We start from the raw sequence: 17450 nt of genomic DNA, 5'->3' as shown, positions 1-17450 counted from the left end.
GCGCTTACCCGCGGCGTCGGGTTCGCCGGCGGGCTCACCTCCGGCGTCAGGACGCGAGGCCGAGCTCGGCGGCGAGCAGCTCGAGCGTCTGCAGGCGGCCGGGGGCGGCATCCATCGGCTCGTTCTCGTACGAACCGGCGATCGGCGAGATCATGACCTCGTCGACGCCGTGCCGGGAGGCGAAGGCGCGGAGGTCGGATGCCACGGCCGGCGCAGTGCCGACGAACCACTTCGCACGTGCCGACGCCATGAACGTGTCGCCGAGACCGGCGAACTCGGCGGCGTCGGCGATCGAGGCCTCGACGGTCTCGAGGGCCACGAGCGGCCGGTTCGTGCGCAGGCGGGCGGTCATGCGCAGGTTCGGCAGCACGCGCGCCTCCGCCTCGTCGTCCGTCGGCGCGACGAGGACGTTCGCGGTCAGGAACGTCCGCGGGGCGGCGAGCGTCTCGGATGCCACGAACGCCGTGCGGTAGAGCTCGAGCGCCCGCTCGAGGCCCTCTCCCGAGAAGTGGTTCGCGAAGACGTACGGCAGGCCGAGGGATGCCGCGAGCTGCGCCGAGTAGTCGCTCGAGCCGAGCAGCCACACCTCCGGCGTCGTGGTGGCGGCCGGCGTCGCGTGCACGTCGTACGTGCCGCCCGACGTGAAGCGCAGGGAGGCGCCGTCGGGAGCGACGAGGGAGAGGATGTCGCGCACGTGGTCGGGGAAGCGCTCGACGTCGCTCGTGGTGCCGCTCTGGCGCAGCAGCTGGGTGATGACCGGGTCGGACCCGGGCGCGCGACCGAGGCCCAGGTCGATGCGACCGGGGGCGAGTGCCTCGAGCGCCGCGAACTGCTCGGCGACCACGAGCGGCGAGTGGTTCGGCAGCATCACGCCGCCGGAGCCGAGGCGGATCCGCGAGGTCCGTGCCGCCGCGGCCGCCGCCAGCACCGGCGGCGTGGTCGAGGCGACGGCGGGCATGTTGTGGTGTTCGGCGAACCAGTAGCGGCGGTAGCCCAGCCGGTCGGCGGCGTCGACCAGGGAGAGGGATGCCGCGACCGCCTGCGCGCTCGTCTGGCCGGTGCGCACCGGGACGAGGTCGAGGACGGAGAGGGCGAAGTCAGGCGTGGCCGGGGCGGGGACTGCAGTGCTCATCCTCGACTGCAACCGCCGGCCCCGGCATCCGCATTCCGGATCGGGCCGGATCTCGCGGGATCCGGCCCGATGACGCGGTGCTCGGTCAGGGGAGGCGGTTGCCCTTCGCGATGTTCTCACGCAGCTCGGCGGCGGTCTGGCGCGCCGTGTACGCGGGCCGGTCGCGCTCCAGGCGCCATGACTCGCTGAGCGGTCCGGCGCTGACCGTGTCGAACCCGAGGGCGTCGTAGACGCCCGTCACGAGCTCGACGGCATCATCGTGGTCACTCGCGGTGCCGAGGGCGCGGCGGTCGGGATCGCCCGCCGGCAGACCGGTCGTGTTGATCTCGGACGCGAGGATCTGGTTGAACGCCTTCACCACCTTCGAGGCGGGCAGGTGCGCCTGCACCAGTCCGGATGTGGTGGCCTCGCCGCGGTCGAGGGCGTCGATGTGGCCGTCGCGCTCGAAGTAGTAGTTGATGGTGTCGAGCACGATCTTGCCGGCGAGCGCCTCGACCGGCAGATCCTTCAGGGCCTTGAGCGGGACGGTCACCACGGCGATGTCGCCGGCGTCGGCCGCGTCGGCGGCGGTCGCGGCGGTGACCTTCGGTCCGAGCTCGGCGACCAGGCCGGCCAGACTCTCGGGTCCGCGCGAGTTGGCGATCACGACGTCGTACCCGAGTCCCGAGAAGGCGCGTGCGAGCGCGCTGCCGATGTGTCCTGCACCGATTATTCCGATCGTTGTCATGACGGGCGGCAACCGGGTACGGGCCGCACGCATTCCGCGCCTCGACACGGGAGGACATCCGGGAAACGTTTTCGGCAAGCCGCCCCGGCGCCCGGGGAGCCGTGTGACGATGTCGGGATGGACTACGTGCATCTCGGACGAACCGGCACCTCCGTCTCGCGGATCGTGCTCGGCACGATGAACTTCGGCGACCGCACCTCGGAAGAGGACGCCTTCGCGATCATGGACCGCGCGCTGGAGCTCGGCGTGAACTTCTTCGACACCGCGAACGGCTACGGCGGCGCAGGCGGCCGCGGCACCACCGAGGAGATCATCGGCCGGTGGTTCGCCGCCCGCCCCGGCGTGCGCGACGACATCGTCCTGGCGACGAAGGTGCACTCGCCGATGGTCGATCCCACGCCCGACGGCGACGTCGTGAACGCGCGCGGCGCGTCGGCGTGGCAGGTGCGCCGGGAGGCCATCGGGTCGCTGCGCCGGCTGCAGACCGATCGCATCGACCTCTACCAGTTCCATCACATCGACCGGCACATCTCGTGGCCCGAGCTCTGGCAGGCCATGGAGGTGCTGGTGGCGCGCGGCGAGGTCGTCTACACCGGCAGCTCGAACTTCGCGGCGTGGAACATCGCGCAGGCGAACGAGATCGCGAAGCACCGCAACTTCCTGGGGCTGGTCAGCGAGCAGTCGCTGTACAACCTCGTGCAGCGCTCCATCGAGCTCGAGGTCATCCCCGCGGCGCAGAACTACGGCCTGGGCATCCTGCCGTGGTCGCCGCTGGCGGGCGGGCTGCTCAGCGGCGGATCCTCGGATGCCAACGCACGGTCGGCCACGGCCCGCGTCGCGTCCCAGCGCGAGGAGCGCGTTGACCAGCTCGCCGCCTACGAGCGCTTCGCCCGCGAGCGCGGCTGGGCGCCGTCGGCCCTCGGGCTCGCGTGGCTGCTGCACCAGCCGGGTGTCACAGGGCCGATCATCGGCCCGCGCACCGTCGAGCAGCTGGAATCCGCGGTGTCGGCGCTCGACATCCGGCTCAGCGACGACGACCTGACGGCGCTCGACGAGCTGTTCCCCGGCCCCGGCGGTCAGGCGCCCGAAGCGTACGCCTGGTAGTGATCGCGGCGGGCCGGTCAGTCGCGCGCGGCGCGCTTGACGTGCTCGTACGCGTCGAGCGCAGCCTTCCGTGTCTCGCCGAGGTCGACGATGGGCTCGGGCGAGTCCTCTCCGAGATGCTCGGGTGCCCACTCGCGCACGTAGTGCCCATCGGGATCGAACTTCCTTGCCTGCAGCTGGGGGTTGAAGATGCGGAAGTACGGCGCCGCGTCGGCGCCCGACCCCGCCACCCACTGCCAGTTGAACGGGTTGTTGGCGGCGTCCGCGTCGACGAGCGTGTCCCAGAACCACTCCTCGCCGCGCCGCCAGTCGATGAGCAGGTTCTTGACGAGGAAGGATGCCGCCACCATCCGCACGCGGTTGTGCATGTAGCCCGTGTGCCAGAGCTGCTTCATGCCGGCGTCGACGAGCGCGACTCCGGTGCGGCCCCGCTGCCAGGCGTCGAGGTGGGTGGGCTGCAGCCGAGGCCACGGGAAAGCGTCGAACTCGGGCCGCAGGTTGCGCCTCGCGAGATCGGGGTGGTGGAAGAGGACGTGCCACGCGAACTCGCGCCACCCGAGTTCGGAGAGGAACCTGCCTCCTGCACCCGCTTCGACGGTCTCGTGCCACACGGTGTGCGGGCTGAGCTCGCCCCAGCGCAGGCGCGGTGAGAGCAGCGAGGTCGCGCCGGCGCCGGGCTCGTCCCGGGCGCGGTCGTACTGGGCGAGGTCGTCGCGCAGGAACTCCTGCAGCCGCCGACGCGCGGCCGGCTCACCCGGCTCCCACGTCTCGCGCAGTCCGCCCGCCCAGTCCGGCCGGGTGGGCAGCAGCGCCCAATCGCCGAGCGAGTCCGATGCCGGAGTTCGGCCCGGCCCGGCGATCTCCCGCGGTTCGGCGAGCGGCGCGCGCGGTGCGGGGAGAGCGAGGCACGCGCGCCAGAAGGGTGTGAACACCGAGAACGGGGTCCCGGCGCCGGTGCGCACCGTCCACGGCTCGAACAGCAGCGAGGCCGCGAACGATGAGACCTCGACGCTGTCGGCGCGGAGCGCGGACTTGAGGCCGGCATCGGCCTCGCGCTCGGGCCCGCCGTAGCGCCGGTTCCAGAAGACCGCGCCGGCCGCGGCATCCGACACCGTCTCGCGCACCACCCGATCGGCCGGGCCGCGCCGCAGCACCAGGGCGCCGCCGCGCTCGCGCAGCCGTTCACCGAGGGAGGTGAGTGAGTGGTGCAGCCACCAGCGCGCCGCCTCGCCGAGCGGGCGGATGCCGGAGCTCTCCTCGTCGAGCACGTAGAGCCCGATCACCGGCTCATCCCGGTCGAGGGCCGCTCGCAGCGCGGGGTTGTCGGCGAGGCGGAGGTCGTCACGGAACCACACGACCGAGGGACCGGGCATGGGCCCATCCTGCCGCGCGACCAGGTTGCCGGACCGGTCTTGACAGGTCGGCGACGATCGGCATGCGCCGCTTGCGCACACTTGCGCGATCCTGCAAGTTCTTGCGTACACTGAGCGCATGTCGAAGCGTCTCGCCGAAGTGGCGCGCAAGGTGGGGGTCAGCGAAGCCACCGTCAGTCGCGTGCTCAACGACAAGCCCGGGGTGTCGGAGGCCACGCGCCAGGCCGTGCTCACCGCGCTCGACGTGCTCGGGTACGAGCGGCCCACCAAGCTCCGCGGTGAGCGGGCGCGTCTGGTCGGACTCGTGCTGCCCGAGCTGCAGAACCCGATATTCCCCGCGCTCGCAGAGATCATCGGCGGTGGCCTGACGCAGAATGGCTACACGCCGCTGCTGTGCACCCAGAACGCCGGGGGCATCACCGAGTCGGACTACGTCGACCTGCTGCTGCAGCAGCAGGTGTCGGGCGTGATCTTCCTCGGCGGCAATTACAGCCAGGCGGATGCCGCGCACGAGCACTACGAGAGGCTCCGGCAGGTGCACCTGCCGACCGTGCTGGTGAACGCGCGCATCGACGCCCTCGACTTCGCCACCGTCTCGACGGACGACGGCGCAGCCGCGGAGCAGGCCATCCAGCACCTGCATCAGCTCGGCCACCGCCGAATCGGCCTGCTTCTCGGGCCGCTCGACCACATCCCCTCGCAGCGCAAGCTCGCCGCCGCGCGCCCACTGCTGGAGCGCCTGGGTTCACCACTCGCGGACTCCCTCGTGGTCCGGGGCCTGTACTCGCTCGAGTCCGGCCAGGCCGGGGCATCCCGGCTCTTCGCGGCCGGAGCGACCGCCATCGTGTGCGCCAGCGACCCGCTCGCCCTCGGCGCCGTGCGCGCCGCACGGCGGCACGGCCTGCGGGTGCCCGACGACGTCAGCGTCGTCGGGTTCGACGACTCCTTCCTCATGAGCTGCACCGAACCGCCGCTGACCACCGTGCGCCAGCCCATCGAGTCGATGGGACGCACCGTCATCGAGCTGCTGCTCTCGCAGATCGCGGGAACGACCGAGCCCGGCGACGAGCTGCTGTTCGAGCCCGAGCTCGTGCTGCGGTCCTCCACCGGTCCGGCCGCCGACACCTCGCGCTGAGCGTCCCTCCTTCCCCCTTTCCCCTGCGCTGGGGTGTTCCCGGCCGCAGCACGCGCGGGCGGAAGATCGCGCTCCGCAGGAACCTCCTTCACGCGCCCTGATGCAAAATCGTGATCTTGCGCGATTCTGTAGAAGAGTTGCAAAGGACGAGCACCACGAATACATTCGTCGCATCGAGTCCTTCCATCGACGACGAGGAGTCACGTGGACACCGAGGTCCTCACCCGCGGCGAACGAGCCGTTCCCGCGAGCGACAACCCGCTGTGGTGGCGGTCGGCCGTCATCTACCAGGTCTACGTCCGCAGCTTCGCGGACGGGAACGGCGACGGCACGGGCGATCTCGCGGGTGTGCGTGCCCGTCTCGGCTACCTCAAGGACCTCGGCGTCGACGCCCTCTGGTTCAACCCGTGGTACCCGAGCCCGCTGGCCGACGGCGGCTACGACGTGCAGGACTACCGCGACATCGACCCCCGGTTCGGCACGCTCGACGAGGCGGAGCTGCTGATCCAGGAGGCGCTGGCCCTCGGCATCCGCACGATCATCGACGTGGTGCCGAACCACATCTCGGATCAGCACCCGTGGTTCCAGGCGGCACTCGCCGCAGGTCCAGGCAGCCCCGAGCGCGAGCGCTTCTGGTTCCACCCGGGCAAGGGTGAGAACGGCGACGAGATCCCCACGCGCTGGGTGTCGAGCTTCCAGGGCGAGACGTGGACCCGCACGACCAATCCGGACGGCACGCCGGGGGAGTGGTACCTCCACATGTTCACGCCTGAGCAGCCGGACCTGAACTGGAATCACCCCGACGTGCGCCGCGAACACGAGGAGATCCTGAGGTTCTGGTTCGACCGCGGTGTCGCCGGTGTGCGCATCGACTCGGCAGCGCTGCTCATCAAGGACCCCGAGCTTCCGGAGGTCGGCGACAAGAAGGGGCCGGGGCAGCACCCGACCGAGGACCGCGACGAACTGCACGATGTCTATCGGTCATGGCGTCAGATCGCCGACTCCTATCCGGGCACGCGGGTGCTCGTCGGCGAGATCTGGGTGGCCGATATCGTGCGGTTCACCAACTACCTGCGTCCCGACGAGATGCACACCGCGTTCAACTTCGACTTCCTCGCGCGACCGTGGGGAGCGGCATCCTTCCGGGAATCCATCACCGCGACACTCGCCGCGCACGCGCCCGTCGGCGCGCCGAGCACGTGGGTGCTCAGCAACCACGACGTCACGCGTCCGGTCACCCGCTACGGGCGTGAAGACACGGCGTTCGCGTTTCTCAAGAAGCGGTTCGGCGTCCCCACCGATCCCGAGCTCGGCCTCCACCGCGCCCGCGCGGCGGCTCTGCTCGTCGCTGCCCTTCCGGGGAGCCTGTACATCTACCAGGGCGACGAACTCGGGCTGCCCGAGGTCGAGGACCTGCCCCTGGAGCTCATCGAGGACCCGATGCACTTCCGCTCCGGCGGGACGGATCCCGGACGAGACGGATGCCGCGTACCGCTGCCGTGGGCCGGCGAGCGCGCGCCGTTCGGCTTCAGCTTCGGCGACGCACGCGCCTGGCTGCCCCAGCCGCAGGGCTGGAGCTCCCTCACCGTCGCAGCGCAGGACGCCGACCCCGCGTCGACCCTCAACCTGTACCGCGACGCGCTGCGACTGCGGCGGGAGCTTCCCGAGCTCGGCGATGGTCCCCTCGAGTGGTGGGACGACGCCGTCCCGGCCATCGCTGGACACGGCTCGAGTACCGCAGCCGACATCCTGGCCTTCCGCCGAGGCGACGGCTTCGCGTGCGTCGTCAACACGGGCGACGACCCGGTCGAACTGCCCTCCGGCACGAGCCTGCTCCTCTCGAGCGGCCCGCTTCAGGCAGGACGGCTGCCGGGCAACGCCGCCGCATGGCTGCGGCTTGCGCCCAGAGCATCCGCCTCCGATCCCTCACGCACCACCATCACCACGGAGCAGTCCGCGCCGAGAGGCTGACGCGGGGCTCCCCCCAGAAAGGAAAGACGATGAAGTCACCAGCAAGGGTCCTGCTCGCCGGCGTCGCCGCTCTGGCGACCGTCGGCGCGCTCGTCGGCTGCTCGGCGCCCGGCGGCGACGACAGCAACGACGGCAAGGTAGAGCTGCGCGTCGCGACGTTCCCGCCGGGTGCCGACGAAGCCGCCTACACGGCGTTCGCCGACCAGGAGAAGCAGTTCGAGAAGGAGCACCCCGACATCGACATCATCGGGGTCGAGTACGAGTGGGAGGGCCCGACGTTCGCCGTGCAGCTCGCCGGCGGCAGCCTTCCCGACGTCTTCACCGTGCCGTTCACGGACTCCAAGACGCTCCTCGAGAACGGGCAGCTCATGGACGTCACCGCCGAGGTCGAGGAGCTCGGCTACGAAGACAACTTCAACCCGATCATCCTCGACGGCGTCAAGGATGCCGACGGCAACATCTTCGGGTTCCCGCGCCAGGCGTACGCCATGGGGCTGCACTACAACCGCGACCTGTTCGAGCAGGCGGGGCTCGACCCGGACCAGCCGCCGACCACGTGGGATGAGGTGCGCGAGTACGCCCAGCAGATCCACGACGCCACCGGCAAGGCCGGCTACGCGCAGATGGCCATCAACAACACCGGCGGCTGGCAGCTGACCGCGCAGACCGTCGCGCGCGGCGGACGCACCCAGGTCGACAACCAGGACGGGTCCGCCGAGTCGACGATCGACAACGACGCGACGAAGGCCGCGCTGCAGTTCCTGCACGACCTGAAGTGGGAGGACGACTCGTTCGGCGCAAAGGTCGATCTCGACTGGGGCACCATCAACCAGGAGTTCGCCGCCGGCAACATCGGCATGTATACCTCGGGCTCCGACGTCTACACCGCCCTGGTGCGCGACTTCGGTCTCGACCCGGCCATCTACGGGCTGGGCGTCGTGCCCATCGAGGGCGACGACCCCGGCACGCTCGGGGGCGGCGACATCGCCGTCATCAGCCCCACCGTCGATGACAGGACCAAGGAAGCCGCGGTCACCTGGATCGACTGGTACTACATGCAGAAGCTGATGGACGAGGACGCCGCAGTGGTCGACGCCAAGACGCTCGCCGAGTCCGACCAGGCCGTCGGCACGCCGCTGCTGCCGGTGCTCAGCCGCGAGTTGTACGAGGAGTCGCTCACCTGGATCGAGCCGTACATCAACGTGCCGCGCGACCAGATGACGGCCTTCACCGACAACATCTGGGAGCAGACGCCCGTCGGCGAGCCGAAGCAGCAGACCCAGGAGGTCTACGCTCTCCTCGACACGGTCGTCCAGACGGTCCTCACCGACGAGAACGCCGACATCGACGCCCTCCTCGCGCAGGCCCAGACCGACGCCCAGGCGCTGCTCGACGAGTAGCAGATGAGCGGATGCCGCGGCCCCGTGCCTCGCAGGCGCAGGGTCGCGGCATCCCCGACATGATGTCTCGTCTCGCTCGGCGGACCGAGCACCCACCACACAGCAGAAGGCAACGATGACCGCGACCCTCCCGGAGCGTCCCGCAGCCGCGGCGGCGTCCCCACGCGCCGTACCGCCGGCTCGGCGCAGGACGCGACGCACCCCGCTCACGTGGTACCGCGGGGGCGGACTGGCGAACCTCCTGTTCGTGCTGCCGATGGTGTTCGTGTTCTTCTTCTTCTCGTGGTCGCCGATCGTGCAGTCGGTGCTGATGAGCCTGCAGAAGACGAACCTCATCGTCTCGGAGTGGGTCGGGCTCGACAACTACATCGCCGTCATCACCGATCCGCAGCTCGGGCGGGCAGTGATCAACACCGTCTACTTCGCGGTGCTGGCGCTCCTCTTCGGGTTCCCGCTGCCCCTATTCATGGCGGTGCTCATGAGCGAGGTGCGGCGGGGCAAGGGACTGTACTCGGCGCTCGCCTACCTGCCGGTGGTCATCCCGCCGGTGGTCGCGGTGCTGCTGTGGAAGTTCTTCTACAGCGCCGATCCCTCGGGCGTCTTCAACACCGTACTGGGGTGGTTCGGCATCCCGCCGCAGCCGTGGATCTCGTCTGCGGTGCAGGCGATGCCGTCGCTCGTCCTCGAGGCGACCTGGGCGGCGGCCGGCGGCTCGATCATCATCTACCTCGCCGCGCTGCTGTCGGTGCCGCCGGAGCTGTACGACGCGGCCGAGGTGGACGGCGCGGGCATCTGGCGCAAAGTGTGGCACGTCACGCTGCCGCAGCTGCGCGGCATTCTCTTCATCATGCTGATCCTGCAGGTCATCGCCACCGCGCAGGTGTTCCTCGAGCCGTTCCTCTTCACCGGCGGCGGACCGGCGGGGGCGACCAAGACGATCCTGCTGTACATCTACGACAAGGCGTTCCGCAACAGCCTGGGCGGGGACTACGGCGAGGCCACCGCGGTATCGGTGCTGCTGGCGATCGTGCTCGCGATCCTGTCCTGGCTGTACTTCAAGCTCACGAACCGCTGGAGCACGCAATGAGCGCCCCGATGTCCACCTCGCCGCTGCGCGAGGGCATGCGCGGCTTCCTGTCGCGCCGCGACCGTTTCGGCAGGCGCAAGCGCGAATCGATCGACGATCTCGCCGAGCGCACGATCGTGTCGGCGTCGGAGCGACGCCGGCCCGGCACCCGATTCGGGATGTCGGTCACCCATGTCTTCCTGTTCGTCACGCTCGTGATCGCCGGTCTCGGTCCCATCCTGTGGCTCGCGAAGTCCGCCGTCACCCCCACGCAGGACACCCTGCAGCAGCCCTTCGCCCTGTGGCCGAACGGCATCGACTGGCAGAACCTGTCGACCGCGTGGAACGACATCCACATCGATCAGTACTTCTTCAACACCATCGTCATCGCGGCAGGGGCGTGGTTCGTGCAGCTGTTCATCGCGACGACCGCCGGGTACGCGCTGTCGGTACTGCGGCCGACGTACGCGCCTGTGCTCAATGCCCTGGTGCTGGCGACCCTGTTCATCCCAGGCATCGTGCTGCTCGTGCCGCTATACCTGACCATCGTGCGGCCCCCATTCCTCGGTGAGGACGTGAGCCTGCTCAACAACTACCTCGCCGTGTGGCTGCCGATGGCGGCGAACGCCTTCAACATCCTGCTCGTCAAGCGGTTCTTCGACAATCTGCCGCGCGAGGTGTTCGAGGCTGCGAAGACCGACGGAGCCGGACCCTTCCGGCTGTTCTGGTCGATCGTGCTGCCGATGTCGAAGCCGATCCTCGGTGTCGTCTCGGTGTTCGCGATCATCGCGGCCTGGAAGGACTACCTCTGGCCGATGCTGGTGCTTCCCGACCCGGCCGTGCAGCCGCTGTCGGTGCGGCTGCCGGCAGTGCAGTCGCAGACCGAGCTGGACGTGTTCCTCGCTGCGCTCGCCATCGCGACGCTCATCCCGATCGCGATGTTCCTGCTTTTCCAGTCGGTGTTCCTGCGCTCGGCGGGTCTCGGCGGCGCCGTGAAGGGCTGAGTCTCGTCAGAGGCCGTCGGTGTCGTGGCCTTTGGGCACGACGACCAGGAGTGCGGCGGGGGCGACGCGGGTCTTCACCGAGAGGGCCTTGCCGAACTCGTCGCCGTCGAGCTGCACGGGACGCGGCTCGTGGGTCGCCAGCTCGATGCCCGCGCCGCGCGAGTAGATCACGGCGTTGTCCTTGGTGCGCAGCGACAGCACGCGGCGCCCGGCGCGGAAGCGGCGGAGGAAGCTGTTGTCCCACGCGACGCGCCGCCAGACGAACAGCCAGCCGAACGGACCTTTGGGTTGGAAGATGACGATGTCCAGCGCGCCGTCGGCGATGGAGGCCTCGGGGATGAGGTCGAGTCCCGCGGGCAGCTTCCCGCAGTTCGCGAACAGCACGCTCTGCACCCGCGAGGAGTGCAGGCGGTGCCCGGGCAGCTCGTAGACGACGCGGAACGGCTTGGCGTACGGCAGCGCACGCGCCGCTCCGTCGACGTAGGCCACCCAGCCGACGGTCTTCTTCAGCTGCGGGTTGGTGTTGGCGATCATCGCGGCATCAAGGCCGATGCCGCCCATCACCACGAAGGCGTGCTCGGCGGTCGTCCCGTCGGGACGGCTGAGCTCGGTCCAGCCGACGTCCATGGCGAGCCTGTCGCCGTCGAAGACCGCCCGCACCATGGCGTCCGGCTCGGTCAGCGGCAGCCGCAGATTGCGGGCGAGCAGGTTGCCGGTGCCGCTGGGCACGATCGCGAGAGGAACGCCGCTGCCGCTCATCGCCTCCGACACGGCGCGCACGGTGCCGTCGCCGCCGGCGACGAGGACGGTGTCGGCACCCTCGTCGAGCGCCTGACGGGTCACGTCGTCACCGAGGTCGTCGACCGTCGTCTCGTAGAAGAGGGGCTCGGCCCAGCCGGCGTCCGCCGAGAGCCGGGTGACGGTGTCGCGCAGGGTGTCGGCATCCACCTTGATCGGGTTGTATACGAGGGCCGCCTTAGGCGAGGGGCGCTCACCTGCTGTCTCCAAGGGGCGGGTCCGCCCCGCCGGGTCGACGCGCCGCGCGTAGCCGGTCTCGCCATCCGCCGTGTCGGCCTCGACGTCGTCGGGCTCGCGGATCACATCGTCGGGCTTGGCGGCCTCGGCCGGGTCGGGCGCTTCCGGCTTGGACGGCCCGGCCGGCGTGGCGGGTTCGACGTCGGAGATCGTCTCCTCGATCTCCGCCTCGGCGAGGTCGAGTTCGGCCGTGCTGGGCCCGTCGGCATAGATCGCGTCGGCGGGATGCGGGATGAGGTCGGCCTCGGGCGGTGTGTCCTCGGGTCGTGCGTCCTCGGGTCGTGCGTCCTCGGGTCGTGCGCCGTCGCTCGATCCAGATGCCGCCATGTGGTCCAGAGTAGGACGGGAAACGCCGGTCGGGCGCATCCGAGGTGAAGGTATCTGCGCGGGTGTCTCGGCGGCGAGGCGGTCGGGAACCGTCACACTCTGCCCTCGTGGAGGCGCCGACTAAGCTTGCAGGGTGATCGATCCCGTGCTGCTTCGCGACAATCCCGAGCTGGTCAAGCGCTCGCAGGAGGCGCGGGGCGAGTCGCCCGACACCGTCGACGTCGCCGTGGAGGCCGATCGGGCACGACGCGCCGCGATCACGGCGTTCGAAGAGCTTCGCGCCGCGCAGAACGCCCACGGCAAGAGAGTCGCGCAGGCGCCGAAAGAGGAGAAGGCGGCGCTCGTCGCCGAGGCGAAGCAGCTGAGCGAGCAGGTGAAGCAGGCTCAGCACGCGGTCACCGCCGCTGAGGAGGCCTCCGCCGAGGCCTTCGCCGCCCTCGAGAACATCGTCATCGAAGGTGTGCCGGCCGGCGGTGAGGACGACTTCGTCACGCTGCGCACCCACGGCGACGTCCCCGCCTTCAGTTTCGAGCCCCGCGACCACCTCGAGATCGGCGAGCGGCTCGGCGCCATCGACATGGATCGCGGCACCAAGGTGTCGGGCAGCCGGTTCTACTTCCTCACCGGCATCGGCGCGCGCCTCGAGATCGCGCTGATGAACCTCGGCCTCGACCGCGCGCTGCAGGCGGGCTTCACACCGATCATCCCGCCGACACTGGTGCGCCCCGAGGTGATGCGCGGCACCGGATTCCTCGGCAAGCACGCCGCCGAGGTCTACCACCTCGACGACGAGGACCTCTATCTCGTCGGCACCAGCGAGGTACCGCTCGCCGGCTACCACATGGACGAGATCCTCGACCTCTCGCGCGGCCCCAAGCGCTACGCCGGCTGGTCGACCTGCTACCGCAGCGAGGCCGGGTCCTACGGCAAGGACACCCGCGGCATCATCCGCGTGCACCAGTTCAACAAGCTCGAGATGTTCGTCTACACCACCCCCGAAGAGGCAGAGACCGAGCACCTGCGCCTCGTCGAGCTGCAGGAGCGCATGCTGCAGGACCTCGGCCTGTCCTACCGCGTGATCGACGTCGCGGCGGGCGACCTGGGTTCGAGCGCCGCTCGCAAGTACGACGTCGAGGCCTGGGTGCCCACGCAGAACGCCTACCGCGAGCTCACCTCCACGTCCAACTGCACGACCTACCAGGCACGTCGGCTCGACATCCGCTACCGGCCGGAGGGCGGCAAGACGCAGCCGGTCGCGACGCTCAACGGCACGCTGGCGACCACCCGCTGGATCGTGGCGCTGCTCGAGACGCATCAGCGGGAGGACGGCTCGGTCACGGTGCCGGAGGTGCTGCGACCGTTCCTCGGCGGACTCGAGGTCATGGAGCCGATCGCGTGACCGACGCGCACCTGCCCGCGACCGGGTCGATCAAGGTCGTCGCGCCGAAGAAGGCCGCGAAACTCGTCGAGCGGGTGGCGCGCGACACCGAGAACCCCGCGGTCGCGACCGAGCAGCTGCTGATCGCGCTCGACATCGACGGCACCGTGCTGCTCGAAGACGAGTCGCTGAGTCCGGGAGTCGTCGACGCCGTCGAGCACGCCCACCGCGCGGGGCACGAGGTCATGGTCGCGACTGGTCGCAGCTGGGAGGGCACCCGCGGCATCGTCCGCGTGCTGGGGATCGCGCCGGAGTTCGTCGTGTGCTCCAACGGCGCCGTCGTCCTCAAGCGCCTCGAGGCCGACGAGCTGCAGTACGAGCGCTGGCATGTCGAGACCTTCGATCCGAGTGCCGTACTCGAACAGCTGCGCGAGCACCTGCCCGACGCCCGTTACCTCGTCGAGCTGCCCGACGGCCGTCGGCTGTACACGGAGTACCTCGAGGACTGGAATCTCACGAACGCGCGCCGGGTGCCGTTCGAAGAGCTCGGTGCGCAGCCCGTGTGCCGCATCGTCGTCGTGTCGCCCGACAAGCGTGAGAAGGACTTCGTCGACCTGGTGGCCCGGATCGGGCTCAACCACGTCTCGTACGCCGTCGGCTGGACCGCATGGCTCGACATCGCGCCGCAGGGCGTCGACAAGAGCACCGGTCTCGAACTCGTGCGCACCGAGCTCGGAATCGACCCTGCTCATGTGCTCGTGATGGGCGACGGCCGTAACGACGTCGGCATGTTCCGCTGGGCGCTCGACAACGGCGGGCGTGCCGTCGCGATGGCACAGGGTCCGCAGGAAGTGCGGGATGCCGCGGGCGAGACCACCTCGTCGGTGCACGAGGGCGGCGTCGCGGCCGTGCTGCGCCTTCTCTGACGGGAAAGCGTGCGTCCTTCAGAGGATTGCCAGGCGCCGTTGGAAGAATGGGGCGACAGTGCTGTCGGCTAGACTCGACGCCTGTTCGACGGATGCTGCCCTCAGGGGCGGTATCGGTCGGGAGGGTTGTCCGAGCGGCCGATGGACCTGGTCTTGAAAACCAGTGGGCAGCAATGTCCCGTGGGTTCGAATCCCACACCCTCCGCAGAAGTGATGTGCCGGGGGGCGACCGTGAGACCGCAGCATCCCTGAGAGGAACCGAGTGAGCTCGACGCACAAGCCCACGAGACGTGGCCGCCGAACGGTGGCCCGTCATGGTGAGCTGTCGTCTCCGGGCCCGTTCGGCTTCGTCGCGAAACTCATCGGCATCGTCGCCGCGGTGGTGCTGGTCTCGGGCATCGGCGTGGCGGCATATGCCGTCACCGACATCACCACCAGCTTCACGGCCGATGCCGTCGAGCTGGAGGGCCAGGGATCCGTTCCGCCCGATATCGGGGCGATCGAAGGCGGCGTCGACATCCTGCTCGTGGGCACCGACGAATGCGAAGAGGAGTACGCCTACCTCTTCGGTGCCCGCTGCACCGGTGCGGATGCCGGCGGTCAGCTCAACGACGTCAACATGCTCGTGCACATCTCCGACAATCCGCGCCGGGTGACGGTGGTCTCCTTCCCTCGCGACCTGATGATCCCGATCCCGTCGTGCACGCGCGAAGACGGCTCGACCACGTCGGCGACCTCCAAGACGCAGATCAACGAGGCGTGGGGGTACGGCGGCCTGTCATGCGTCGCGAAGACGATCAGCGACCTGAGCGGCCAGAACATCCCGTTCGCCGCCAAGGTCAGCTTCGGCAACGTCATCAACATCACCGACGCGATCGGCGGCGTCGATGTCTGCATCGGCAACGGCGGCATCAAAGACAAGTACACCGCCATCAACTGGCCGGCGGGTCCGCGCACGATCCAGGGCGTCGAGGCGCTGCAGTTCCTGCGCACCCGCCACGGCCTGGAGAACGGCAGCGACCTGGCGCGCATCAGCAACCAGCAGCAGTACATGTCGAGTCTCGCCCGCAAGCTCGTCAGCAGCGAGGTGCTGTCCGATCCGGGGACGCTGTACAAGCTGGCCACCACGGCGGTCGACAACATCACGCCGAGCGAGTCGCTGACCAACCCGATGACGCTCATGCAGATCGCGCTGGCGATCAAGGACGTGCCGTTCGAGGACATCGTGTTCGTCCAGTACCCCGTGCTGACGGACCCCGCCGACGTCAACCGCGTGGTGCCCGACCACGACTCAGCCGATCAGCTGTGGGCGGCGCTCGCGGCGAACGAGTCGATCGAGGTCACGCACGACCAGGATCTCACCGGAGGAGTGATCGTGGCCGACCCGCAGCCCACTGAGCCGACCACCGATCCCGCCCCCACCACCGACCCCACGGCCACGCCTGCGCCGAGCGAGCCCACGGTGGCGCTTCCCGACAACATCCCCGGTCAGAACGCGGCACAGCAGACCTGCTCCGCCGGCAACGTCAGGGCCAACGGCTGATGGCGGCGTCGAAGCGGTCCTCGCGAGAGGGCCGGGCGCCCCTCGCGCGCCACGGTGCCCTGAAGTCGCGGCATCCGCTGGTCACCGTGTTCGCCATACTGGGCGTCGTGCTCGGCGTCTTCGGCGTGAGCGCGGCCAGCCTCGCGGCCTACAACGTGTGGGATGCGACGCAGACGGTGGCAGCCAACGCCGTCGTGCTCGACGAGGGCGAGGTGCTGCCGCCGTCGCTGGGCGCGATCGAGGGTGGCGTCAACATCCTCATGGCCGGCACCGACTCGTGCGAGGGCGACAACGCGAAGCTGTCGTCCGCCTGCCAGCGCGGCGACACGGAGGGTGAGCGCAACGACGTCACCATGCTGGTGCACATCTCGGACGAGCCCCGTCGCGTGACGGTCGTCTCGTTCCCGCGCGACATGCTGGTGCCGATCCCGTCCTGCCCCAAGGAGGACGGCAGCGGCAACTACTCCGCGATGTCGTCGCAGATGATGAACGCGTCGTACCAGTACGGCGGCCTCGCCTGCACCGTGCTCACGGTCGAATCCCTCATCGAGGACAAGATCGACTTCGCCGCCGCGATCCGCTGGACCGGCGTCATCAACATGTCCGACGCCATCGGCGGCGTCGACGTGTGTGTGGCAGACGACATCAGCGACGTGCACACCGGCCTCAGCCTGACCGCCGGCAACCACACGCTGCAGGGCGTGCAGGCGCTGCAGTTCCTCCGCATCCGCCACGGCATCGGTGACGGCTCAGACCTCGGCCGCATCTCGAACCAGCAGCAGTTCATGTCGTCCATGGTGCGCAAGCTGCAGTCCGGCGCCGTGCTGTCGAACCCCGCCACCCTGCTGAACCTCGCGTCGACCGCGATCAACCAGGTACAGCAGAAGCAGTTGGTGCTCAGCTCCGGTCTCACCAACCCCACGCTCATGGTGCAGATCGCGATGGCGGTCAAGGACGTGCCCTACGAAGACATCGTGTTCGTCCAGTACCCGACGCGGTATACCTCCGGCGAGGGCGCCAGCCGGGTGGTGCCGGTGAAGGATGCCGCGACCGTGCTGTTCGACGCGCTCAAGGCCAACCAGCCGCTGACGCTCACCGGCGACGCCAGCCAGGGTTATGGCGTCGAGGTGACCGGGGAGGCCGTGAAGCCCGAGGTGGCGCCGACGCCGGCCGCGACGGCGGAGGTGGGGGAGACCCCGGCCGCCGGTGAGACGCCCGCGACGGCGGAGACGCCCGTACCCGAGCAGCGGGTCGAGCTGCCCTCCGACATCGCGGGGCAGACTGCCGCGCAGACGACGTGCACGCAGAAGGAAGGCCGGTAGCGCCTTC

Annotated in this window: 14 protein-coding genes and 1 tRNA gene; 11 read left to right on the top strand and 4 right to left on the bottom strand. The window is 69.6% G+C overall.

Going from position 1 to position 17450, the window contains the following annotated elements:
* Positions 1 to 46 precede the first annotated feature (46 nt).
* Positions 47 to 1132, bottom strand: a complete 1086-nt coding sequence (locus Q9R08_RS13915) for an LLM class flavin-dependent oxidoreductase (protein ID WP_308868693.1) — start codon at positions 1130 to 1132, stop codon at positions 47 to 49.
* 85 nt (positions 1133 to 1217) lie between these two features.
* Positions 1218 to 1859 (bottom strand): NADPH-dependent F420 reductase, encoded by a 642-nt coding sequence (locus Q9R08_RS13910; RefSeq protein ID WP_308868692.1) that lies wholly within the window; start codon positions 1857 to 1859, stop codon positions 1218 to 1220.
* A 117-nt stretch (positions 1860 to 1976) separates the two neighbouring features.
* Between Q9R08_RS13910 and Q9R08_RS13905 the strand changes: the two genes are divergently transcribed.
* Entirely contained in the window at positions 1977 to 2963 is a 987-nt protein-coding gene (locus tag Q9R08_RS13905) for an aldo/keto reductase (RefSeq protein WP_308868691.1), read from the top strand.
* Positions 2964 to 2980: 17 nt separating this feature from the next.
* Here the strand turns inward: Q9R08_RS13905 and Q9R08_RS13900 are convergent, their stop codons facing one another.
* On the bottom strand, positions 2981 to 4336 hold the full coding sequence (locus tag Q9R08_RS13900) for a cryptochrome/photolyase family protein (protein WP_308868689.1): 1356 nt from the start codon (positions 4334 to 4336) through the stop codon (positions 2981 to 2983).
* Between the two features lie 118 nt (positions 4337 to 4454).
* On the opposite strand from Q9R08_RS13900, the gene Q9R08_RS13895 reads away from it, so the two are divergent.
* The 5 genes from Q9R08_RS13895 to Q9R08_RS13875 all read left to right on the top strand — a co-directional run bounded on the left by Q9R08_RS13895 (position 4455) and on the right by Q9R08_RS13875 (position 10912).
* Positions 4455 to 5471: a LacI family DNA-binding transcriptional regulator gene (locus tag Q9R08_RS13895; RefSeq protein ID WP_308868688.1), complete on the top strand. Its 1017-nt coding sequence runs from the start codon at positions 4455 to 4457 to the stop codon at positions 5469 to 5471.
* Positions 5472 to 5675: 204 nt separating this feature from the next.
* Positions 5676 to 7442 carry a glycoside hydrolase family 13 protein gene (locus Q9R08_RS13890; protein ID WP_308868687.1) on the top strand — a complete coding sequence of 589 codons (1767 nt, stop codon included), beginning with the start codon at positions 5676 to 5678 and terminating at the stop codon, positions 7440 to 7442.
* A 29-nt stretch (positions 7443 to 7471) separates the two neighbouring features.
* Positions 7472 to 8842, top strand: coding sequence for an ABC transporter substrate-binding protein (locus Q9R08_RS13885; RefSeq protein WP_308868686.1), 1371 nt, complete (start codon positions 7472 to 7474; stop codon positions 8840 to 8842).
* Positions 8843 to 8957: 115 nt separating this feature from the next.
* Entirely contained in the window at positions 8958 to 9929 is a 972-nt protein-coding gene (locus Q9R08_RS13880; protein WP_308868685.1) for a carbohydrate ABC transporter permease, read from the top strand.
* An 8-nt stretch (positions 9930 to 9937) separates the two neighbouring features.
* A complete protein-coding gene (locus Q9R08_RS13875; protein ID WP_308868683.1) occupies positions 9938 to 10912 on the top strand; it encodes a carbohydrate ABC transporter permease in 975 nt (324 codons plus the stop codon).
* Positions 10913 to 10918: 6 nt separating this feature from the next.
* Here Q9R08_RS13875 and Q9R08_RS13870 read toward each other — a convergent pair whose 3' ends face one another.
* Positions 10919 to 12274 (bottom strand): diacylglycerol/lipid kinase family protein, encoded by a 1356-nt coding sequence (locus tag Q9R08_RS13870; RefSeq protein ID WP_308868681.1) that lies wholly within the window; start codon positions 12272 to 12274, stop codon positions 10919 to 10921.
* 133 nt (positions 12275 to 12407) lie between these two features.
* Between Q9R08_RS13870 and serS the strand changes: the two genes are divergently transcribed.
* From serS to Q9R08_RS13845, 5 genes are all read left to right on the top strand, one after another.
* Positions 12408 to 13673: a serine--tRNA ligase gene (serS, locus tag Q9R08_RS13865; RefSeq protein WP_308868680.1), complete on the top strand. Its 1266-nt coding sequence runs from the start codon at positions 12408 to 12410 to the stop codon at positions 13671 to 13673.
* The gene (locus Q9R08_RS13860; protein ID WP_308868679.1) at positions 13670 to 14578 is read left to right on the top strand and encodes an HAD family hydrolase; all 909 of its coding nucleotides are present in this window, start codon (positions 13670 to 13672) and stop codon (positions 14576 to 14578) included. The genes serS and Q9R08_RS13860 overlap by 4 nt, the downstream gene beginning before the upstream one ends.
* A gap of 120 nt (positions 14579 to 14698) precedes the next feature.
* Positions 14699 to 14783: transfer RNA gene (locus tag Q9R08_RS13855), tRNA-Ser, on the top strand.
* A gap of 57 nt (positions 14784 to 14840) precedes the next feature.
* Positions 14841 to 16121 carry an LCP family protein gene (locus tag Q9R08_RS13850; protein WP_308868678.1) on the top strand — a complete coding sequence of 427 codons (1281 nt, stop codon included), beginning with the start codon at positions 14841 to 14843 and terminating at the stop codon, positions 16119 to 16121.
* An 86-nt stretch (positions 16122 to 16207) separates the two neighbouring features.
* On the top strand, positions 16208 to 17443 hold the full coding sequence (locus Q9R08_RS13845) for an LCP family protein (RefSeq protein ID WP_308868677.1): 1236 nt from the start codon (positions 16208 to 16210) through the stop codon (positions 17441 to 17443).
* Positions 17444 to 17450: the final 7 nt, after the last annotated feature.

Origin of the sequence: Microbacterium psychrotolerans (assembly GCF_031085295.1) — a bacterium.
Lineage (GTDB): Bacteria > Actinomycetota > Actinomycetes > Actinomycetales > Microbacteriaceae > Microbacterium > Microbacterium psychrotolerans.
This window is presented reverse-complemented; position numbering and strand designations above follow the sequence as displayed.